The 19,779-nt window shown below is 62.3% G+C and carries 22 protein-coding genes; 14 read left to right on the top strand and 8 right to left on the bottom strand.

What is annotated here, in order from left to right; genetic code table 11:
* The first annotated feature begins 146 nt into the window (after positions 1-146).
* The 5 genes from rpmH (at position 147) to yihA (ending at position 3,973) form a co-directional block, all read left to right on the top strand.
* Positions 147-281: a 50S ribosomal protein L34 gene (gene rpmH, locus AC0L3H_RS05380; RefSeq protein ID WP_008833937.1), complete on the top strand. Its 135-nt coding sequence runs from the start codon at positions 147-149 to the stop codon at positions 279-281.
* Positions 282-297: 16 nt separating this feature from the next.
* Complete coding sequence (gene rnpA, locus AC0L3H_RS05385) at positions 298-651, top strand: ribonuclease P protein component (RefSeq protein ID WP_128175793.1); 354 nt, start codon at positions 298-300, stop codon at positions 649-651.
* Between the two features lie 13 nt (positions 652-664).
* Positions 665-2,488 carry a membrane protein insertase YidC gene (gene yidC, locus AC0L3H_RS05390; protein ID WP_287220359.1) on the top strand — a complete coding sequence of 608 codons (1,824 nt, stop codon included), beginning with the start codon at positions 665-667 and terminating at the stop codon, positions 2,486-2,488.
* A gap of 190 nt (positions 2,489-2,678) precedes the next feature.
* Complete coding sequence (locus AC0L3H_RS05395) at positions 2,679-3,317, top strand: CatB-related O-acetyltransferase (RefSeq protein ID WP_091596428.1); 639 nt, start codon at positions 2,679-2,681, stop codon at positions 3,315-3,317.
* The gene (gene yihA, locus AC0L3H_RS05400) at positions 3,314-3,973 is read left to right on the top strand and encodes a ribosome biogenesis GTP-binding protein YihA/YsxC (protein ID WP_023801587.1); all 660 of its coding nucleotides are present in this window, start codon (positions 3,314-3,316) and stop codon (positions 3,971-3,973) included. The genes AC0L3H_RS05395 and yihA overlap by 4 nt, the downstream gene beginning before the upstream one ends.
* A gap of 99 nt (positions 3,974-4,072) precedes the next feature.
* On the opposite strand, the gene AC0L3H_RS05405 is transcribed toward yihA, so the two are convergent.
* Positions 4,073-4,792, bottom strand: a complete 720-nt coding sequence (locus AC0L3H_RS05405; protein ID WP_091596422.1) for a TetR/AcrR family transcriptional regulator — start codon at positions 4,790-4,792, stop codon at positions 4,073-4,075.
* Positions 4,793-4,932: 140 nt separating this feature from the next.
* Between AC0L3H_RS05405 and AC0L3H_RS05410 the strand changes: the two genes are divergently transcribed.
* Positions 4,933-6,114 carry an HlyD family secretion protein gene (locus AC0L3H_RS05410; RefSeq protein ID WP_473507915.1) on the top strand — a complete coding sequence of 394 codons (1,182 nt, stop codon included), beginning with the start codon at positions 4,933-4,935 and terminating at the stop codon, positions 6,112-6,114.
* An 82-nt stretch (positions 6,115-6,196) separates the two neighbouring features.
* Positions 6,197-7,729, top strand: a complete 1,533-nt coding sequence (locus tag AC0L3H_RS05415) for a DHA2 family efflux MFS transporter permease subunit (RefSeq protein WP_473584858.1) — start codon at positions 6,197-6,199, stop codon at positions 7,727-7,729.
* A gap of 141 nt (positions 7,730-7,870) precedes the next feature.
* Here the strand turns inward: AC0L3H_RS05415 and msrB are convergent, their stop codons facing one another.
* From msrB to AC0L3H_RS05435, 4 genes are all read right to left on the bottom strand, one after another.
* Positions 7,871-8,371: a peptide-methionine (R)-S-oxide reductase MsrB gene (gene msrB, locus AC0L3H_RS05420; RefSeq protein WP_473584748.1), complete on the bottom strand. Its 501-nt coding sequence runs from the start codon at positions 8,369-8,371 to the stop codon at positions 7,871-7,873.
* 219 nt (positions 8,372-8,590) lie between these two features.
* Positions 8,591-9,148, bottom strand: a complete 558-nt coding sequence (locus tag AC0L3H_RS05425; protein ID WP_091596413.1) for a fasciclin domain-containing protein — start codon at positions 9,146-9,148, stop codon at positions 8,591-8,593.
* A 234-nt stretch (positions 9,149-9,382) separates the two neighbouring features.
* The gene (locus AC0L3H_RS05430) at positions 9,383-10,081 is read right to left on the bottom strand and encodes an anti-sigma factor (RefSeq protein WP_473584749.1); all 699 of its coding nucleotides are present in this window, start codon (positions 10,079-10,081) and stop codon (positions 9,383-9,385) included.
* Positions 10,078-10,617, bottom strand: coding sequence for a sigma-70 family RNA polymerase sigma factor (locus AC0L3H_RS05435; protein ID WP_473584859.1), 540 nt, complete (start codon positions 10,615-10,617; stop codon positions 10,078-10,080). The genes AC0L3H_RS05430 and AC0L3H_RS05435 overlap by 4 nt, the downstream gene beginning before the upstream one ends.
* A 198-nt stretch (positions 10,618-10,815) precedes the next feature.
* On the opposite strand from AC0L3H_RS05435, the gene AC0L3H_RS05440 reads away from it, so the two are divergent.
* Positions 10,816-12,339, top strand: a complete 1,524-nt coding sequence (locus AC0L3H_RS05440) for an amidase (RefSeq protein WP_473584750.1) — start codon at positions 10,816-10,818, stop codon at positions 12,337-12,339.
* Positions 12,340-12,414: 75 nt separating this feature from the next.
* Entirely contained in the window at positions 12,415-13,308 is an 894-nt protein-coding gene (gene argB / locus AC0L3H_RS05445; RefSeq protein WP_077374521.1) for an acetylglutamate kinase, read from the top strand.
* A gap of 60 nt (positions 13,309-13,368) precedes the next feature.
* On the opposite strand, the gene AC0L3H_RS05450 is transcribed toward argB, so the two are convergent.
* Positions 13,369-13,845 carry an Lrp/AsnC family transcriptional regulator gene (locus AC0L3H_RS05450; RefSeq protein ID WP_023801577.1) on the bottom strand — a complete coding sequence of 159 codons (477 nt, stop codon included), beginning with the start codon at positions 13,843-13,845 and terminating at the stop codon, positions 13,369-13,371.
* A 135-nt stretch (positions 13,846-13,980) separates the two neighbouring features.
* Here AC0L3H_RS05450 and phhA point away from each other — a divergent pair, with 135 nt between their 5' ends.
* Positions 13,981-14,817, top strand: coding sequence for a phenylalanine 4-monooxygenase (gene phhA, locus AC0L3H_RS05455; protein WP_128175770.1), 837 nt, complete (start codon positions 13,981-13,983; stop codon positions 14,815-14,817).
* 106 nt (positions 14,818-14,923) lie between these two features.
* Here the strand turns inward: phhA and AC0L3H_RS05460 are convergent, their stop codons facing one another.
* Complete coding sequence (locus AC0L3H_RS05460) at positions 14,924-15,685, bottom strand: GGDEF domain-containing protein (protein ID WP_023801575.1); 762 nt, start codon at positions 15,683-15,685, stop codon at positions 14,924-14,926.
* A 162-nt stretch (positions 15,686-15,847) separates the two neighbouring features.
* Here AC0L3H_RS05460 and AC0L3H_RS05465 point away from each other — a divergent pair, with 162 nt between their 5' ends.
* Entirely contained in the window at positions 15,848-16,555 is a 708-nt protein-coding gene (locus AC0L3H_RS05465; RefSeq protein WP_023801574.1) for a pyrimidine 5'-nucleotidase, read from the top strand.
* Positions 16,556-16,584: 29 nt separating this feature from the next.
* On the opposite strand, the gene AC0L3H_RS05470 is transcribed toward AC0L3H_RS05465, so the two are convergent.
* Entirely contained in the window at positions 16,585-17,424 is an 840-nt protein-coding gene (locus AC0L3H_RS05470) for an LOG family protein (RefSeq protein WP_023801573.1), read from the bottom strand.
* Between the two features lie 143 nt (positions 17,425-17,567).
* On the opposite strand from AC0L3H_RS05470, the gene dapD reads away from it, so the two are divergent.
* Genes dapD through AC0L3H_RS05485 form a run of 3 tightly spaced genes read left to right on the top strand, consistent with a single transcriptional unit; the run spans position 17,568 to position 19,566 of the window.
* On the top strand, positions 17,568-18,422 hold the full coding sequence (gene dapD / locus AC0L3H_RS05475; protein ID WP_128175767.1) for a 2,3,4,5-tetrahydropyridine-2,6-dicarboxylate N-succinyltransferase: 855 nt from the start codon (positions 17,568-17,570) through the stop codon (positions 18,420-18,422).
* Positions 18,403-18,822, top strand: a complete 420-nt coding sequence (locus AC0L3H_RS05480) for a DUF805 domain-containing protein (protein WP_473584751.1) — start codon at positions 18,403-18,405, stop codon at positions 18,820-18,822. The genes dapD and AC0L3H_RS05480 overlap by 20 nt, the downstream gene beginning before the upstream one ends.
* Before the next feature lie 21 nt (positions 18,823-18,843).
* Positions 18,844-19,566, top strand: a complete 723-nt coding sequence (locus AC0L3H_RS05485) for a hypothetical protein (RefSeq protein WP_473495109.1) — start codon at positions 18,844-18,846, stop codon at positions 19,564-19,566.
* The last annotated feature ends 213 nt before the right edge of the window (positions 19,567-19,779 follow it).

Consider the following 19,779-nt stretch of genomic DNA (forward strand, 5'->3'; position numbering starts at 1 on the left):
CTTCCAAAACCCTTCTTTCTATAAGCCCGCTCACGCTCGGGCCATTCGTCCCGGCGCGGTTTCGATCGCGCCAAAGCCGGCCGGGCAAAGCTCCTGTTACAGAGTGACAGAATCAAGAAGGGCCGCACCCCGCGGTATTAAAACAAATGAAGCGTACCTACCAACCGTCCAAACTCGTCCGCAAACGCCGGCATGGTTTTCGTGCCCGCATGGCCACCAAGGGTGGTCGTGGCGTCGTCGCAGCCCGCCGCAACCGCGGCCGCAAGCGGCTCAGCGCCTGAACGGAAGACGAGATCGTTGCCCGCAACCGGCAAGCCAGTGGGAGCACATCCCAAGCGGCTTCTGAAGCGCGCGGAATTCCTGGCCGTCCGGCGTGGCGAAAAGCGCCGCGGGCGGCTTTTTCTCGTCGAGGTTCTCGACCGCAGCGACGCAGCGGCGCCTCGCGTCGGCTACACGGTCACCAAGAAGGTCGGCAACGCAGTCGTCCGCAACCGCATCCGGCGGCGGCTGAGAGAAGCCGTGCGTACGCATGCCGCGGATGACATGAAGCCAGGCAATGACTATGTCATCGTCGGGCGCGAAGATGTGCTTGCCATTCCGTTCGGTCAGTTGAAGGCCGAACTCTCACGCCGACTGCGCGGAACACGATAGGCCAAGGCTTTCGATGGAAAACAACCGGAACTTCTTCATCACCATCGCGCTGTCGGTGCTGATCCTGTCGCTTTGGCAGTATTTTTACGTGCTGCCGCACAGCGAGGCGCAACGCGAGGCAGCCCGTATCGAAGAGCAGCGGATTGCGGAGCAGAAAAAGGCGGCCGAAGCCGCCAGTCCGGGCGGCAGCGAAACGCCGGTGCCGCAGCAAGGCGCCATTCCTAATGCACCCAATGCACCGGGAACCGACGGCACGACGCTGGCCAGCCGCGAGCAGGCGCTGGCGTCGACGAAGCGCGTCAGGATCGACACGCCGAGCCTGGAGGGCTCGATCAATCTCGCCGGCGCCCGTCTCGACGACCTCAAGCTCAAGCACTACAGGCTGACGGTCGACAAGAACTCGCCCGAGATCGAACTGCTCAACCCGGCGGCGCTGCCTACGGGCTACTATGCCGAGATCGGCTTTATCGGCAGCGACAAGACCGGCACGGTGCCGGGCCCGGAAACCGTGTGGACCGTCGACGGCAATGCGACGCTGACCCCGGCGACCCCGGTCACGCTGACTTTCACCAACGACAAGGGCCTGACCTTCAAGCGCACCTTCTCCGTCGACGGCGACTACATGTTCACCGTGTCGGACACGGTGCAGAATTCGGGGTCGGCCGCCGTTACCCTGTCGAATTACGGCCGTGTCACCCGCTTCGACAAGCCTGCCGTTGCCAGCATCTATGTGCTGCATGAGGGGCTGATCGGCGTCACCGGCACGGAAGGCCTGCAGGAACACACATATTCGTCGATCGAGGAGGACAAGCAGTTCACGCCGAGCAAGTCGACCGATGGCTGGCTGGGCATAACCGACAAATACTGGGCGGTGACGCTGGTGCCGACCGAGAAGCAGCAGTTCCAGCCGCGTTACGCCTATTTCGAGGACGGCCGACCGCGCTACCAGGCCGACTTCCTGACCGACCCGATCACCGTCGATGCCGGCCAGTCGGCGACGGTTGAGAGCGAAATCTTCGCCGGCGCCAAGGAAGTGGCCAAGGTCAACGCCTATGCCGAAGACCGCAACATCAGGCTGTTCGACCGCTTGATCGACTGGGGATGGTTCATCTGGATCACCAAGCCGATGTTCTATCTGATCGACACGATGTACAAATTCTTCGGCAATTTCGGCCTGGCCATCCTGGCCACCACCGTCGTCGTCAAAGCCGCCTTCTATCCGCTCGCCAACAAGTCCTACGCGTCGATGGCGAACATGAAGAAGGTGCAGCCCAAGATGCTCGAGATCCGCGAGAAATACGCGGACGACAAGATGAAGCAGCAACAGGCGATGATGGAGCTCTACAAGACCGAGAAGATCAATCCGCTCGCCGGCTGCTGGCCGGTGGCGCTGCAGATCCCGGTCTTCTTTGCGCTCTACAAGGTGCTCTACATCACCATCGAGATGCGGCACGCACCGTTCTTCGGCTGGATTCAGGATCTGGCGGCGCCCGATCCGACCTCGATCTTCAACCTGTTCGGCCTCATCCCGATCGCGCTGCCGGATATGTTGATGATCGGCGTCTGGCCACTGATCATGGGCCTGACCATGTTCCTGCAGATGCGCATGAACCCGACGCCGCCGGACCCGACGCAGGCCATGATCTTCACCTGGATGCCGGTGGTCTTCACGTTCATGATGGCGGGTTTTCCGGCCGGCCTCGTCATCTACTGGGCCTGGAACAATCTGCTTTCGATCATCCAGCAAGGCGTGATCATGAAGCGGCAGGGCGCCAAGATCGAATTGTGGGACAATCTGGTCGCACTGTTCCGGAAGAAACCGTCGCCGGCGGAATAGACGGCGCTGCCTGCCGAATCCAGGAAAGCCCGGCGCGGCGGTAGACGCCGCCGCGCCCTATAAGCTCCGCTGTCGTTTCAGGAGCGCGTTCCCGTCGATGAACAGGTAAGGATGATCCGCTGCGCACGCGGTCGGTGCTGCCGGGCGGATCGCGCTATTTGACCTGCTGTTTCGTCGATGGAGCCAGACCATGATCGGACCCAACCCCAACATCAAGCACCCGATCCCGATGCATAGCCGCGTCGGCTTCCTGAAGGGGCTGGTCACGGCGCCGAACATCGAGATCGGCGACTTCACTTATTATGACGATCCGGACGGGCCGGACAAATTCGCCGAGCGATGCGTGCTTCATCACTATCCATTCATCGGCGACCGGCTGATCATCGGCAAGTTCTGCGCCATCGCCGAGGGCGCGCGCTTCATCATGAACGGCGCCAATCATGCCATGTCCGGCTTTTCGACCTATCCGTTCAACATCTTCGGTCATGGCTGGGAAGAGGGTTTCGATCCGGCGACCTGGTCGAAGGAATTGCGCGGCGACACAGTGATCGGCAATGATGTATGGATCGGCATGGAAGCGGCGATCCTGCCCGGCGTGGCGATCGGCCATGGCGCCATCGTTGCGGCAAAGTCGGTGGTGACGCATGACGTGGCGCCCTATGCGATCGTCGCCGGCAATGCGGCCAAGGTGGTTAAGATGCGTTTCGACGACAGGACCATCCGGCGGCTTTTGGCGGCGGCGTGGTGGGATTGGCCGGTGGAAAAGATCAGCCGCAACCTCAATGCCATTCGTGGCGCCGATATTTCTGTTCTGGAGGCAGCGGTTTGAACGCGTTGAACAAGTCCGTGATCGGCATCGAGCTGTTCACGCGGCCGTGGATATTCATCCGCGGCGTGCCGGCGATGAAGTTCCTGCCGCCGGAAGGACCGCCGGAGATCGCCTTTGCCGGCCGCTCGAATGTCGGCAAATCGTCGCTGATCAACGCGCTGGTCAATCAGAAGGGACTGGCGCGCACGTCCAATACGCCAGGGCGGACGCAGGAACTCAACTATTTCGTTCCGGGCGGGTTTTCCGGCGAAGGCGCCGACCTGCCGCCGATGGCGCTGGTCGACATGCCGGGCTACGGCTACGCCACTGCGCCCAAGGAAAAGGTCGACGACTGGACGAAACTCGTCTTCGACTATCTCAAGGGCCGCGTCACCCTGAAGCGCGTCTACGTGCTGATCGACGCCCGCCACGGCATCAAGGCCAAGGACGACGAAGTGCTGTCGCTGCTCGACAAGGCGGCGGTGTCCTATCAGATCGTGCTGACCAAGACCGACAAGATCAAGGCGGCCGGCGTGCCGCGATTGATCGAAGAGACACTGCAGAAGATCAAGAAGCGGCCGGCGGCGTTTCCGTTCGTCCTCGCCACGTCGTCGGAAAAAAACGAGGGCCTCGAGGAATTGCGCGCGGCGATCGTGCTGGCGGCCAATGGCGGCTAGAGCGGGATGCGTTCAAATTGAACTGGCATCCCGCTCTATCTATTTGTTTTTAGCCGCATTTCTGCGACGCCAAGTGATTCCACTTGGCTGCAAAATGCTCTAGGACTTTGCCTCCAGGGCGATCGTCTGGGTGCTTTCTTCCGTGGCAAGCCTTTCGGTGCCGTAAGCCTTCAGGAACATGCCGACGCCCGACCTGACGATGTGGTCGATTTCATCCTGGCTCGGGGCTTTGGTGCGGTAGGCGAATATGCACTGACGGAAAAGACCCGCCAGGCACAGTTCGGTGAACTGATAGGCGGCAAGATCGACATCGTCGATCTCGAGCAGGCCGCGCTCGATGGCGGCATTGAGAAAAGCAACGACTTTGTCGTGGCCGCGTTTCGGGCCGCGTTCGTAAAAACGCGCACCAAGTTCGGGCATCCTGTCGGACGCGCCGATCACGGTGCGCTGCGCCTGGACGACCTTGGCCGAGGTGATCTTGAGGGACAGCACCTTGCCGAACTTCACCAGCGTCTCGCGAAGATCGTCGGCGCGGTCGAGCAGATCGTACATGTTCTTGAAGATCGTGCCGCGCTCTTCCTCGATCAGCGCCTCGAACAGCTCTTCCTTGTTGGCGAAGTAGACATAGATCGTGCCCTTGGAAACGCCGGCCTCGCGGGTGATGTCGTTCATCGACGCCGCTTCGAAGCCCTTGTCGATGAAGACACGACGCGCGCCCTCGATGATCTGGTTGCGCTTGACCGGGTCCTGTCCCGCCGCCGGGCGGCCGCGACGCAGGCCATCCAGCAGATCGCACTGGTCCTTGTCGGGCTCGGTCATAACGTCACACCTCGAAAAAATTCGAACCGATCGGTTCGATCATCCTTGATATGGGCCTCTCACCGCGCTAAGTCAACGTCAACATCGAACCGAACGGTTCAGTCTGATGCCCGGTTTCTAGCGATGCCAAGAGAGATGCCATGTCCTCGAACGCGACCCCAACCGCCGAAGTCCGTCCCTTCCCCAACGCCAAGGTTGCGCCGGCAATCGAAGCGCCGAACCCACCGACTGAACCCGCAACAAGCCCTCCGGCCGAGGCGCCGGCCAAAAAGAAACGCTCGGCACGCTCCTTTCTGTTGCCGATCCTTGCGCTTGGCTTGCTGGGCGCAGGCGCCTGGTATGGCTATGATTACTGGACCGACGGGCGTTTCATGATCTCCACCGACGACGCCTATGTCCAGGCCGACATGGCGTTCATTTCGCCGAAAATTTCCGGCTATGTCGATCAGGTCAAGGTGACCGAGAACCAGCAGGTCAAGGCCGGCGACCCGCTGCTGGTCGTCGACAATGGCGACTACAAAATAGCGGTCGCCCAGGCCGAGGCGCAGATCGCCACCTTGAGCAAGACGCTCGATCGTATCGACGCCCAGACCGAGGCGGCGCGCGCCTCGCTCGAGCAGGCGCAGGCGCAGAAGACCGCCGACCAGGCCGCCGCCGCCAATGCGGCGCGTGTCCAAGCGCGCGCCGCCCAATTGCTCAAGACACATGTCGGCACCCAGGCCCAACTGGACGATGCCCAGACCGCGGTCGAGCAGGCCAATGCCGCCCTTGTCGGTGCCGACGCCCAGATCGCGGCGGCTGAGGCCAATATCGGTGTGCTCCAAGCGCAGCGCGCGGAGACGGCAAGCACGCTGGCGTCGCTGCAGCTTGCCAGGGACAAGGCCGCACGCGACCTGTCCTTCACCGTGCTGCGCGCGCCCTATGACGGTGTCGTCGGCAACCGCTCGGTCGAGCAGGGCGACCTGATCAGCCCCGGACAGAAGCTCGCCGTTATCGTGCCGATGGACAAGCTCTATATCGTCGCCAATTTCAAGGAGACCCAGCTTGCCCGGCTGGTGCCTGGTGAAAAGGTCAGGATTTCGGTCGACGCGATCGACGGCCAGGATTTCGAAGGCACCGTCTCGTCGCTGGCGCCGGCATCCGGCGCGGTGTTCTCGCTGCTGCCGCCGGAAAACGCCACCGGCAACTTCACCAAGGTCGTGCAGCGCGTCCCGGTTCGCATCGACGTGCCGGCGGATGTGCTGAAGACAGGCAAGCTGCGCGCCGGCCTCAGCGTCGTCGTCGCCGTCGACAGCCGCACCGCACCTTCGGCGTCGAACTGAGCGGCCGCTTGGGAGCAATGCCGTGGCAACCGCAACCTCGACAGCAGGACCGCCGCCGGCGAGGCCGGCTACGCCTGATACCATTTCCACACGCCGCATCATCGCCTTCCTGGCGATGGTGTTCGGCATGTTCATGGCGATCCTCGACATCCAGATCGTTTCGGCCTCGCTGGCCGAGATTCAGGCCGGCTTGAGCGCCAGCTCCGACGAAATTCCGTGGGTGCAGACCGCCTATCTGATCGCCGAAGTCATCATGATCCCGCTGTCCGGTTTTCTCAGCCGGATGCTGTCGACGCGTGTGCTGTTCACCGTCTCCGCGGCCGGCTTCACCGCCGCGAGCGCGCTGGCGGCGACCGCCACCAACATCGACCAGATGATCGTCTACCGCGCCGTCCAGGGTTTTATCGGCGGCGGCATGATCCCAAGCGTGTTCGCTGCCGCCTTCACCATCTTCCCGCCGTCGCGCCGTGCCATGGTGTCGCCGATGATCGGCCTGGTGGCGACGCTGGCGCCGACCATCGGCCCGACTGTCGGCGGCTATATCAGCCATGCCATGTCCTGGCATTGGCTGTTCCTGATCAATGTGGTGCCCGGCATCATGGTGACCGCAGCCGCATGGTCGCTGATCGACTTCGACAAGCCCAATCTCAGCCTGTTCCGCAAGTTCGACTGGTGGGGCCTCGCCGGCATGGCGGCTTTCCTCGGCTCGCTGGAATTTGTGCTCGAGGAAGGTCCCAACAACGACTGGCTTCAGGACCAGGCCGTGTTCATCTGCGCCATCCTGATGACGGCCGGCGCGGTGCTGTTCTTCTGGCGCGCCTTCACTGCCGAGGAGCCGATCGTCGACCTGAAGGCCTTCGCCAACGTCAACTTCGCTTTCGGCTCGCTGTTCTCCTTCGTCATCGGCATCGGCCTCTACGGCCTGACCTATCTCTATCCGGTGTATCTGGGGCGCATCCGCGGCTACGACTCCCTGATGATCGGCGAGGCGCTGTTCGTCAGCGGCCTGGCGATGTTCGTCACAGCGCCGATTTCCGGCATCCTGTCGCGCAAGATGGATCCGCGGCTGATGATGATGATCGGCTTCTTCGGCTTCGCTGCCGGCACCTGGCGGATGACCTATCTGACCGCAGACTGGGATTTCTGGGAGCTTTTGCTGCCGCAGATCCTGCGCGGCGCCTCGATGATGCTGTGCATGGTGCCGATCAACAACATCGCGCTTGGAACGCTGCCGCCTGACCGGCTTAAGAATGCATCCGGTCTGTTCAACCTCACCCGCAATCTCGGTGGCGCCGTCGGCCTTGCCGTCATCAACACCGTGCTGATCGATCGCAGCGCCTTCCACTACGCAAGGCTGGCCGAGCATGTGCAATGGGGCAGCGCCGAGGCGCAGACCAGGCTGCAGAACATGACGCTCGACTTCCAGCAGAATGCCGGCCTCGACGCCTCCAAGGCGGCGATCTCCAAACTGTCCGGCATGGTCCAGCAGCAGGCTTCGCTGCTGTCCTTCATGGACGTGTTCTATCTGTTGACGGCGCTGTTCGCGACGCTAGCGATCTTCACTATGGTCATCCGCAAGCCGGCCGAGCCGGCGGGCGGAGGCGGCGGACACTGACCGCGCAACTTTGCGCGTCCAAGGATGCGGCGCTCTCATGCATGTCGCGCAAAAGTGCGCAGCGGTTTTGCGATAACGACATGCATAAGACAACAACCTAAAGCGCGTCGCGTGAGGCCGGTCAAACGCGAGCGCTTTAGGTCAGGCCGTGGCCGGCTTGAAGGTCAAGGCGACGCCGTTGATGCAATGACGCAGGCCGGTCGGCGGCGGGCCGTCGTCGAAGACATGGCCGAGATGACCGCCGCAACGGCGGCAGTGGACCTCGGTTCGGGTCATGCCCAGGGACCTGTCCACGGTCATGCCGACGGCGTTGGGCAACTCCTGCCAGAAGCTCGGCCAGCCGGTGCCGGAATCGAACTTGGTTTCGGAGGAATAGAGCGGCAGGTCGCAGCCGGCGCAGGCGAAGATGCCCTTGCGATGTTCATTGAGTAGCGGGCTGGTGCCGGGATATTCGGTGCCTTCCTTGCGCAGCACGTTGAAAGCCGCGTCGGAAAGGATGGCGCGCCACTCGGCCTCGGTCTTGGTGACCTCGAAGGTTTCGGCCGCGTGTGCGTCCTGCGGCCGGCCGATGCGCAGCGCTGCCGCCGTGCCTGCCAACAATGCCACAGCGGCACCGCTCCAAAGAAAGTCGCGCCGGATCATCACCATTCCTCCTTCTATCCGTTTGCCAAATTCGACCGTCACATGGAAATCAAAAGCCGGTGACGGCCAGCTCCCGACAACGGGCACTCCGCACCTGCCCCACGCTTACAGCGGACGGTGCGGAGTGTACGCTTGTCGATTGCGCGGGTCACGCAAGCGGAAACCCGCGCACTCGGGCATGGAGCCTCAGCCATATGTTCGCTGGCGACGCCCGCTTCGTTACATCTTCGGCAGGAGAACCTTGTCGATGACGTGGATGACGCCGTTCGACTGCTCGACATCGGCGACGGTCACATTGGCGACATTGCCGTTCTCGTCGGTCGCGGTGACCTTGCCGTTTTCGGCCTTGAGCGTCACCTCGCAGCCGCCAACCGTCTTGACCTTGTGCGCGCCACCATCGTCCATGGCCATCTTGGCAACGTCGGCGGCCATCGCCTTGGCACCGATGACGTGGCAGGTCAGGATCTTGACCAGCTTGTCCTTGTTTTCGGGCTTGAGCAATGTATCGACGGTGCCGGCCGGAAGGGCGGCAAAGGCCTCGTTGGTCGGCGCGAACACGGTGAAGGGACCGGCACTCTGCAGCGTGTCGACGAGACCGCCGGCCTTGACGGCCGCGACCAGCGTCGTGTGATCCTTCGAATTGACGGCGTTCTCGACGATGTTCCTGGTGGCATACATGGCGGCGCCGCCGACCATCGGATTTTCGGCATAGGCGGCGGTGGCGAGCGCGGAGACGGCGACCGTTCCGGCAAGCAAAAGGGTGGCGAACTTACGCATTATTTCTATCTCCTCAGTTTATTTCTTCCCCTATTTGGGGTGCAAGGAGATACGGTGGATAAATGCCCGAGTTTCGCCCGTTCAGGATAAAATTTTATTTTTTATAACGGCGAGCATGATTTTCATGGCAGGACTCTTACAGCCTGCATGCTTCCACGATGAAGTCACCACAGGCGATAGACTTAAAATCTTCTCGAAAACCGGCAGACCGGGGTGATTTGCAGACAGGGGCGATCAGATGCTCTTCAGATCGCCCGCAGCGACCACAGGGCCGGTCGGCTGGCCGGTCGGCGAACCGCCGGTCGGTTCAAGGCTGACCGCAAGCACGGCGCCTTGCGCAAGTTTTTCCTGCACGGCCGGGGAGATGGTCATACGCGCGGTCTGGCCGGCCGGGATGACGCCCATAGAGACCGGCGCATTCTTGCCCTCGATCATCCAAAGCTCGAAATCCTTGCCGGCGGCGCGCTCGCCGGAGACATGCGACAGGCCGACCTCGCGACGGGCGGCATCATAGACGGCGAGGTATCTGACGTCGCTGCCATCGGCAGCCAGCGAGGCGATGAGCCGCGGCGGCTCGGCCGGCGGGTTGAGGTAAGGCTCGGCGATATAGATCGTCAACGCCGCGACGGAAGCGGCTGCAAGACCGCGCCAGAAGGCAAGGCTTGACCAGAGACCGGCGCGAGGCTTTGCGACGAACAGCCGGCGATCCAATGCCTCCTTGACCCTGATCGGCGGCTCTGTCTCCGGATAGGCGTCGGCCATCGGCGAAAGACGCGCCTCCCAGGCATCGACAAGGTGCGCGAAAGCGGCGTCCGCGTCGATGCGGCGTGACGCAATCTCGCGTTCGTCCGCGGCCAGGACGCCAAGAACGTATTCGGCGGCAAACAGGTCGTCGCCCCCAGATTCCGGTCCGTCATCCTCTGCCCGCGTCATCTTTCAAGACACTCTCTGAGCTTCAACAGGCTGCGCCGCAGCCAGGTTCGCATCGTGTTCAGCGGCACGTCATGGCGCGCCGCCAGTTCGGCATAGCTTTCGCCCTCCAGATAAGCGCCCCGGACGGCCGCCGCCCGGTCCTTTTCCAATTCGTCGAGACAACGATAGAAGCGCCCGGATTCACCGCCCGCAACAGCCGCAGCCTCCGGTCCCGGCGCCGGATCGGCGACGTCGAGCGCAGCGTCGATATAGGCGACAGGCTCTCGCCGCGCCCTTATCCGATCGATCGCGTGATTGCGCGCAATGGCCACCAGCCAGGAAATCGGGCTTAGCTCCGAGACAGCGAAACGGTCGGCCTTCGTCCATATCTTGACGAAGACCTCCTGCAGCGCCTCTTCTGCCTCTCCCCGGTCCTTCAATACACGAATGCAGACGCCGAAAAGTTTCGCGCTGGTCTGCCGGTAGAGCAGATCGAACGCAGCCCGGTCCTTCATCGAAGTCCGGACGATCAGGTCGCTGATGTCCTGCGGCGTCATCGGCTGCCAAATTAAGCAATTGCCCAAATTAGGCAATTGCAATGTATTGCGACCACGGAAGCGTTCCTGTGCACCGGGAGCGCCGTCGGCTTCCGTTGACGAGAAAGAGCCGACCTTTTTGAGCATAGGATTTTCCCAAAACCGGGTTTCCACTTTTGCATCCGATGCTCTAGCTTGCCGATAGTTGGGGGAGCAAGAATGTCGGTCGAACGGGCCCTGTGGGAACATGACGCTACCGGCCTGGCTGGCTTGGTGCGCAAAGGAGAAATCTCGCCGCAGGAGCTCGTCGACGCGGCGATTGCGCGGGCCGAGGCCACTCGCCCGGATATCAATGCCATCGCCGAGCCGCTTTACGAGGCGGCGCGGACGCGCGCGAAAACCATCGACCGCAAGCTGCCGCTGGCCGGTGTGCCCTTCGCGCTGAAGGATCTCGGCATCGCCATGAAAGGCGTGCCGACGCACGGCGGCAGCCGCATTCCGGCTTTCGTTGCCGATTTCGACTCGGTGATGACCGAACGCCATCTGGCCGCCGGCCTCGTCCCGATCGCCACCAGCACCTCGCCCGAACATGGGCTGAGGCTGATGACCGAATCCGCCGCTTTCGGCATCACCCGCAATCCGTGGAATACAGCCCATACCAGCGGCGGCTCGTCTGGAGGTGCGGCGGCGCTGGTCGCGGCCGGTGTCGTACCGGTGGCACATGCCTCGGACGGCGGCGGCTCGATCCGCGTTCCCGCCGCCTGCACCGGGCTGGTCGGGCTGAAAACCTCGCGCGGCCGCGTGCCGCTGACGCCGCTGGTCAGCGAAAGCTGGTACGGCCTGGTCATCGACCACGCCGTTTCCCGCTCGGTCCGTGATTCGGCCCTGCTGCTCGACCTGACGCATGGGCCCGATCCGCTGTCGCCGTATGCGGCGCCGACGCCGAAAGGAACTTTCGCCGCCGCAGCAGTGCGTGACCCCGGCAAGCTGAAACTGGCGGTCTACCGAAAATCGCCGCTCGGCCTGCCGATATCGACCGAGACGCTGGCGGCGCTGGACACTGCGATAGCTTTGGCGCGCGAAGGCGGCCATACGATAGAGGAGATCGACCTGCCCTATATCGATCGCGATTTCATCGCTGATTTCGCCAGAACCGTCGCCGCGGCGGTGGCCGGCACGATGCGCGGCGAGGTCCTGCGCGTCGGCCGCTCCATTTCGGGTGATATCGAACGCACCACGCGGGTGATGAGCGCCTTCGGCGAAGTTCTTTCGGCCGGCGAGATCTATGCCAGCCTGCAGCGGCTGCATGCCACGTCGCGCCGGCTGATCATCGAGACCGCGCGGTACGATGCCGTGCTGATGCCTGTCATCGCGCATCCGCCGCTCGCCTGCGGCGCGATGGATCCAAAAGGCGCAGATGCGTTCCTGGAAGAAATGCTCGACAGGCTGCGGCTTGCCCGCCTGCTGAAATTCAAGCCGCTGTTCGGCCAGTTGATGGACAAGAGCCTGTGGTTCACCCACTGGCCGGCAATCCAGAACGTCAGCGGCCAGCCGTCGATCGCGCTGCCTGTTCATGTCACCGATGCCGGCCTGCCGCTCGGCATCCAGGCCGCTGGCCGCCCCGGCGACGAGGAGACCTTGTTGTCCCTCGCCGCGCAAATGGAACAGATTTCGGGATGGCTGACGCGGCGGGCGCCACTGCAGGTGCCCGGTATGAAAGCAGGCCGATTTCACCTGACGTGACAGCAAAGCCGTTTGCCCCCTGCTCCAATTCCCGCTAAGACGCCGCCGTTCATGCCAAGCTGGGAACCAAGCCGAATGACGGACCTCGCCGCCACCGCCGAAATGCAGGCCGCGCTGCTTTCGAGGGCGCTGCCCTATATGCAGCGCTACGAGAACAAGACGGTCGTGGTGAAGTATGGCGGCCACGCCATGGGCGACATCGCGCTCGGCAAGGCCTTTGCCCGCGACATCGCGCTGCTCAAACAATCCGGCGTGAACCCGATCGTCGTGCATGGCGGCGGGCCGCAGATCGGCGCCATGCTGAGCAAGATGGGCATCGAATCGAAGTTCGAGGGCGGATTGCGCGTCACCGACCAGAAGACGGTCGAGATCGTCGAGATGGTGCTGGCCGGCTCGATCAACAAGGAGATCGTCGCGCTGATCAATGCCGAGGGCGAATGGGCCATCGGCCTGTGCGGCAAGGACGGCAACATGGTTTTCGCCGAAAAGGCGCGCAAGACCATGATCGACCCGGACTCCAACATCGAGCGTGTGCTCGATCTCGGCTTCGTCGGCGAGCCGGTCGAGGTCGACCGCACCCTGCTCGACCTTCTGGCGCGGTCCGAAATGATCCCGGTGCTGGCGCCGGTGGCGCCGGGCCGTGACGGCCACACCTACAACATCAATGCCGACACCTTCGCCGGCGCCATCGCCGGCGCCTGCCAGGCGACACGCCTTCTGTTCCTCACCGACGTGCCCGGCGTGCTCGACAGGAACAAGAAGCTCATCGACGAACTGACCGTCGCCGAGGCCAAGGCCTTGATCAAGGACGGCACGGTGTCGGGCGGCATGATCCCCAAGGTCGAGACCTGCATCGAGGCGATCGAGCGCGGCGTCGAAGGCGTCGTCATACTCAATGGCAAGACGCCGCATTCGGTGCTGCTCGAACTGTTTACCGAACACGGCGCCGGCACACTGATCGTGCGGTAAGCGCAGGCTGCAACTTTTTGGAGTATCAACCTAAGGTTGAGCAGCAGGCACCAGGCGAACTTATCGCCTGAGGTGTCCAAGCGGCACGTGGCCCGGCCCCTTGATGTTCTGCAGCACGAGCTGCGTGTGAACGTCGCGCACGCCGTCGAGCCGCATCAGCCGATGCATGACAAAGGCGTTGAGCTCGTCGACCGACGGCACCATCACATGCAGCAGGAAATCGTAGTCGCCGGTCATCGTCCAGCACGACGACACCTCGTCCATGCGCTGCACGGCGGCGATGAAGGTTTCGGGCGACCCGTCGCTGTGGGTCACCAGGCGCACCTGAATGAACACTTCGACCATCAGGCCGATGGCGCGGCGGCTGAGCACAGCGGCAAAGCGCTTGATGATGCCGGCGCTCTGAAGAGCCTCGAAGCGGCGCGCGCATGGCGTCGTCGAAAGCCCGATCTCCTGGGCCAGTTCGGACACAGGCTTGCGCCCATCGCGCTGCAAGATATCGAGCATCTTGATCTCAAAATCGTCAAACTGAGGCACTTTCACTCTCCTGCAGCTCTGCTGTGGTGGCTTTTACCTCAAATCGCCTGTTCGAGCCATCATCAAAGCGGATTTGCCTCACCGGATCCGGCTAAACTTCCAAGATGTTAGTCGTGATTTCCAGGGAGAACAGCCATGACGATGAACGTTGCCGATTACGCCCGCGAATGCGCGGCGCAAGGCCTTCGCGGCGACTATTCGGTCTGCCGTGCCGATTTCACCGTTGAGCAGAGCTACAACTACACAGCTGACGAGCAGGCAGTGTGGCGTACTTTGTGCGACCGCCAGACGAAGCTGACCAAAAAGCTGGCACACCGGTCCTATCTCGACGGCGTCGCCACGCTGGGCCTGCTCGACAGGATTCCGGATTTCGGTGTGGTCAGCGAGAAGCTGCGCAAGCTTACCGGTTGGGAAATCGTCGCCGTGCCGGGTCTCATTCCCGCACCGGCCTTCTTCGTCCACCTGGCTGCCCGGCGCTTCCCGGTGACCAACTGGCTGCGGACGAAACAAGAGCTCGACTACATCGTCGAGCCGGATATGTTCCACGACTTCTTCGGCCATGTGCCGGTGCTGACCCAGCCGGTCTTTGCCGATTTCATGCAGATGTATGGCGAGAAGGCCGAGCATCTGATCGCGCTCGGCGGCGACGAGATGATCAGCCGCCTCTACTGGTACACCGTCGAGTACGGGCTGATCCAGGAGGCCGGCCAACCGTTGAAGGCTTTCGGCGCCGGGCTGATGTCGTCCTTTGCCGAACTTCAATTCGCGGTTGAAAGCAAGGACGCGCATCATGTTCCCTTCGATCTGGAAACGGTAATGCGCACCAGCTATGAGATCGACAAGTTCCAGCGCGCCTATTTCGTGCTGCCGTCCTTCGACGTTTTGCGCGATGCCTTCCACAACGTCGCCGACATGGCAGCGATCATCGGACGCCACAAGGGCAAGCCGGCGCTCGACCCGGCAAAACTTTAGACGCTGGCCCGGCTCGGACGCTCGCAGCCGATCGGCGCGGGCGTTATTGGTGGCGCGCTGTGATGGCGATCCATCGGCAGGACGGAAGCCGAGAAGATGGGACCGCTCAGGCCGCTTCGGAAACGTCCCTGTCCAGGATGGTCAGATTGCGGCCGCGATCCTTGGCCTGGTAAAGGCGGCGGTCGGCGACACGCATCAGATCCGATACGCCGGCATCCTCGCCGCAGGTGACACCGCCGATGCTGACGGTGAGGGGTATGACCCGCTCATCGACGGGACGGAAGCGGATCAGCTCGACTTCACGGCGAATGCGTTCAGCGACGCGTTTGGCTTCCTGTTCGGTGGCGCCGACCAGAAACGCACCGAATTCCTCGCCGCCGATGCGGCCGATCACGTCGCCGCTGCGCACGCCGCGCTCGATCGCGCTTGCAATCAGGAGCAGCGCATCGTCGCCGGTCAGATGGCCGTAGCTGTCGTTGATGAGCTTGAAGTGATCGGCGTCGATGATCAGCAACGCACCGCGATCGGATTTACGCCGGGTGGCCTCGAGGGCGGCGAAGAAGCTCTCGCGGTTGAGCATGCCGGTCATGTCGTCGCGGCTTGCCTTCTCCGACAGGCGCCGATGCGCAGCGGCGAGCTGGGCATGAGCGCGGGCGAGGTCGCGATGAGCGCCTTTCAACCTCTCGCCCTGCCAGAACGTGTAGGCGCTGGCGATCCAGGCGAGCACCAGCGGGCAGACCGTGGACGTCAGCCAGATCGTGCGGTTGATCGGAAAGCCCATTGCCGGAACGACGATCAGCGTCAACAACAGCGAGACTGCGAGGGAGGCGAAAGCGACGGCGGCAGACTTCAGAAATATGCGGCTCATCGCTGGTTCCCCCTGGACCGTCTATGTGCCAGCAAGCCCTGAATGGCACCTTTCGGCGATGCCTAAAATTTGAATCATCGGGCCATTTTCGCCAGCCATGACGCGCATAAGTTGTGGATAAAGCCTCTGCCAAAGGCATTGTTTCGTGCCATAAGGGGTTGCATGACCACGCTCCCGGACCCCGCCCGCTTTGCCCATGTCACCGACTGGGTGTTCGACCTCGACAACACCCTCTATCCGCACCATTCGAACCTGTTCTCGCAGATCGACGTAAAGATGACCGCCTATGTCGGAGAACTGCTGACGCTGCCACGCGACGATGCCCGCAAGCTGCAGAAGGAACTCTACCGGGAATATGGCACGACGCTGAACGGCCTGATGGCGCGCCACGGCATCGATCCCGACGACTTTCTCGAGAAGGTCCATGACATCGACTATTCCTGGCTGGTTCCCGATCCCGTTCTCGGCACCGCCATCCGCCAGCTTCCCGGCCGCAAGTTCATCTTCACCAATGGCGACCGCAGGCATGCCGAACGCACCGCGCGCCAACTCGGCATCCTCGATCATTTCGACGACATCTTCGATATCGTCGCTGCCGGGCTGAACCCCAAGCCGGCCCGCCAGACCTACGAGAAGTTCGCGGAACTCCACGCGGTCACCGGCCACAATGCGGTGATGTTCGAGGATCTGGCCCGCAACCTGTCCGTGCCGAAATCGCTGGGCATGACCACGGTGCTGGTTGTGCCGCGCAACTTCGAGCCGACCTTCTCGGAAATCTGGGAACGTGACCCGGGCCACGAGGACGATGTGGATTTCGTCACCGACGATCTTGCCGAATTCCTCACAGCGATCGTCGACATCACCGCTTGAGCCGTTGCTTCGTAAAGCCGGATCGCGGCCTAGAGCTGATAGAAGCGGCTGATGATCCCCCAGGCTTCGTCGGCGGTGTCGACGAAATCGATGATGTCCTGGTCGCCAGGGGTGATCGTGCCTTGCTCGGCGAGGAAATCGAGATCGATCGCCCGTTTCCAGAAAGCCTTGCCGAACAGGATCACCGGCACGCGCTCCATGCGGCCGGTCTGGATCAGGGTCAGCGTCTCGAAGAATTCGTCCATCGTGCCGAAGCCGCCGGGAAACACCGCGACAGCCTTGGCGCGCATGACGAAATGCATCTTGCGGACCGCGAAATAGTGGAAGTTGAAACAGAGCTCCGGCGTCACATAGGCATTCGGCGCCTGCTCGTGCGGCAACACGATGTTGAGGCCGATCGACGGGGCGCCGACATCGTCGGCGCCGCGGTTGCCGGCTTCCATCACGCCGGGTCCCCCGCCTGTCACCACGACGAATTCGCGATAATAGGAGGTGGCCGACTGCTGCGAGCAGAGCCGGGCGAATTTTCGCGCTTCCTCGTAATATTTGCTGTTTTTCTCGAGGTTTTCCTTCTGCGTCTCGTTCTTGGCCGCCCAGGCTTCACCGCCCGGCTCGGGTATGCGCGCCCCGCCGAACAGGATGACGGTCGAGCCGATGCCGCGCTCGGCCAGGATCATCTCCGGCTTCAACAGTTCGAGCTGCAGCCTGACCGCGCGCAATTCGCGCCGTGTCATGAAGTCGGGATCATTCCAGGCCAACCGGTAGGTCTCGGCACGCGTCTGCGGCGTGTCCGGCACGCTTTTCGACCGCTCCAGATCCTCGTCCGAATGCGGCAGCGGCGTCCACCCCGCCTTTTCCATAGGAGTCATATTACCTACCCGTCCAATTATTCAGTTGCGCCGTCCCGCGACGCAGCCGCGATTGACCCTCACCAAGCCTTCACATAGGGTCCGGCGACTTTCAAAACAGGTTAAGGTGCGGCCCCTTAACAGCTTGGTAACGGAGCGAATTCATGTCAAAGCCCGATCTGGCGAGCCTCGAAAAAACCATCGAAACCGCCTTCGAGGAACGCGAGACGATTTCGACGGCAACCCGCGGCGCAGCACGCGACGCCATCCAGGCGGCGCTCGACCTGCTCGACCGGGGTGTTGTCCGCGTTGCCGAGCGCCAGGCCGACGGCAAATGGCATGTCAACCAGTGGCTGAAGAAAGCGGTGCTGCTGTCGTTCCGACTCAACCCGATGGAGATCATCAAGGGTGGTCCGGGCCAGGCGGTGTGGTGGGACAAGGTGCCGTCGAAATTCGACGGCTGGAGCGCCATCGACTTCGAGAAGGCAGGTTTCCGTGCCGTGCCGTCATCGATCGTGCGGCGCTCCGCCTACGTCGCGCCAGGTGCCGTGCTGATGCCGTCCTTCGTCAATGTCGGCGCCTATGTCGACAGCGGCACCATGGTCGACACATGGGCCTCGGTCGGCTCCTGTGCCCAGATCGGCAAGAATGTGCATCTGTCAGGCGGCGTCGGCATCGGCGGCGTGCTGGAGCCGATGCAGGCCGGCCCGACCATCATCGAGGACAACTGCTTCATCGGCGCACGCTCCGAAGTGGTTGAAGGATGCGTCGTACGCGAAGGCTCGGTACTCGGCATGGGCGTCTTCATCGGCCAGTCGACCAAGATCGTCGACCGTGCCACCGGCGAGGTTTTCTACGGCGAAGTGCCAGCCAATTCAGTGGTGGTGGCGGGCACGATGCCGGGCAAGAACGTGCCAGGCGAAAACTGGGGTCCCAGCCTCTACTGCGCCGTCATCGTCAAGCGGGTCGATGCCAGGACCCGTTCCAAAACCTCGATCAATGAACTGCTTCGCGATTGATCTTTTCAAAAAAAACGGACCTACCCGCTTGCTCGACAGATCTCGATTTCTATGGCTTTTCTTCAGCCTTTCCGGGCGAGTGAACCCCAGCGCCTATGTTTTGGCGGGTCTTTTGCCGCTCCTCACTCAGCTTTTCCTGCTCTACCAGTTCTCGCGAACGCCGTTGGGCACTGCTGCAAGTCAGTATTGGGCGCTCGCCTGGTGGATCGCTGTGGTCGTCTCGACATGGTCGACCTTTGCGCTAACGGCGAAGCGGTTCCATGATTTCGGCAAGCCTACCTACTACGCATTGATCTCTCTCATCGTCGGCGCCATTCTCCTTGTCATTCTGGCCTTTTTCAAAAGTGATCCCGGACCCAACCGCTACGGCAAACGCACCAATGCGCCGGCCGAATCCTGAGCGCCGGGCGGGTCTCTAGCCATGCGCTACCGCACGCTTGATGCGAAACTGATCATCGAAACTGCCGAGCGACTGGAAAAACGCGTCGCCGAGCGGTTTCCCGATACCGGCTTGCGTGGCGTCGCCATAGAACTTGTGTCGCTGTCGCGTGATCTGGCCAAGGCGGCGAAGGCGCTGGAAGCGCCGATCTGGTGGCTGCGCGGCGTCGTCATCGTCACCATTGCCGCCGGCGCGCTGATGTTTCTGTTCGTCGGCACCATCCTTCCGCTCGGCCGCATCTCGGGAACCCACGACGCCATCCAGTCGGTGCAAGGCATCGAATCCTTGATCAACATGATCATCCTCGCGATGCTCGGCTTCCTGGCCTTGATCCGGACCGAGGAGCGCATCAAGCGCAAGCAGGTGTTTCGCAAGCTTCATGGCTTGCGATCGCTGATCCATGTCATCGACATGCATCAGCTGACCAAGGATCCGGCAGCGCTTTCAACCGATTTCAAGCCGACATCGCATTCACCGGCACGCATAACCGACCGTGCCGATCTCGCGCGCTACCTCGACTATTGCTCCGAAATGCTGTCGATCACCGGCAAGATCGCCGCGCTGTTCGCGCAATCGGTCAACGACGATGTGGTCGTCGATGGCGTCAACGACATCGAGTCCCTGGGCTCCAATCTGTCGCGAAAGATCTGGCAAAAGATTACGCTGATCGACGGTCCATTGCGGTCGGCTCGTCCAATTACCTAAGCTAATCTTAATCACCTTGGTCCAGCATGCCCTGTGAACACTGTGTCGACCGGCACGGAGCACTCGACTGGCACGCGACGAACCCCTGGCCAACCCGAAAACGCGCGGAAAGCGAAGCGCCGGCGCGCGGCCGTTCGCCTGGTTTTCTTCACCGATCAGAGCGGAACCGGAAGCTGTCCGCGCGCGGCTTCTCGACACCACTTTCGAGCGCAA

The organism is Mesorhizobium sp. WSM4816, assembly GCF_055811535.1.

Coding starts and splice junctions, on each gene's coding strand:
- rpmH (WP_008833937.1), top strand. CDS start 147: ATGAAGCGTACCTACCAACCGTCCAAACTCGTCCGCAAACGCCGGCAT.
- yidC (WP_287220359.1), top strand. CDS start 665: ATGGAAAACAACCGGAACTTCTTCATCACCATCGCGCTGTCGGTGCTG.
- AC0L3H_RS05395 (WP_091596428.1), top strand. CDS start 2,679: ATGATCGGACCCAACCCCAACATCAAGCACCCGATCCCGATGCATAGC.
- AC0L3H_RS05405 (WP_091596422.1), bottom strand. CDS start 4,792: ATGACCGAGCCCGACAAGGACCAGTGCGATCTGCTGGATGGCCTGCGT.
- AC0L3H_RS05410 (WP_473507915.1), top strand. CDS start 4,933: ATGTCCTCGAACGCGACCCCAACCGCCGAAGTCCGTCCCTTCCCCAAC.
- msrB (WP_473584748.1), bottom strand. CDS start 8,371: ATGATCCGGCGCGACTTTCTTTGGAGCGGTGCCGCTGTGGCATTGTTG.
- AC0L3H_RS05425 (WP_091596413.1), bottom strand. CDS start 9,148: ATGCGTAAGTTCGCCACCCTTTTGCTTGCCGGAACGGTCGCCGTCTCC.
- AC0L3H_RS05430 (WP_473584749.1), bottom strand. CDS start 10,081: ATGACGCGGGCAGAGGATGACGGACCGGAATCTGGGGGCGACGACCTG.
- AC0L3H_RS05435 (WP_473584859.1), bottom strand. CDS start 10,617: ATGACGCCGCAGGACATCAGCGACCTGATCGTCCGGACTTCGATGAAG.
- AC0L3H_RS05440 (WP_473584750.1), top strand. CDS start 10,816: ATGTCGGTCGAACGGGCCCTGTGGGAACATGACGCTACCGGCCTGGCT.
- argB (WP_077374521.1), top strand. CDS start 12,415: ATGACGGACCTCGCCGCCACCGCCGAAATGCAGGCCGCGCTGCTTTCG.
- phhA (WP_128175770.1), top strand. CDS start 13,981: ATGACGATGAACGTTGCCGATTACGCCCGCGAATGCGCGGCGCAAGGC.
- AC0L3H_RS05460 (WP_023801575.1), bottom strand. CDS start 15,685: ATGAGCCGCATATTTCTGAAGTCTGCCGCCGTCGCTTTCGCCTCCCTC.
- AC0L3H_RS05465 (WP_023801574.1), top strand. CDS start 15,848: ATGACCACGCTCCCGGACCCCGCCCGCTTTGCCCATGTCACCGACTGG.
- AC0L3H_RS05470 (WP_023801573.1), bottom strand. CDS start 17,424: ATGACTCCTATGGAAAAGGCGGGGTGGACGCCGCTGCCGCATTCGGAC.
- dapD (WP_128175767.1), top strand. CDS start 17,568: ATGTCAAAGCCCGATCTGGCGAGCCTCGAAAAAACCATCGAAACCGCC.
- AC0L3H_RS05480 (WP_473584751.1), top strand. CDS start 18,403: ATGAACTGCTTCGCGATTGATCTTTTCAAAAAAAACGGACCTACCCGC.
- AC0L3H_RS05485 (WP_473495109.1), top strand. CDS start 18,844: ATGCGCTACCGCACGCTTGATGCGAAACTGATCATCGAAACTGCCGAG.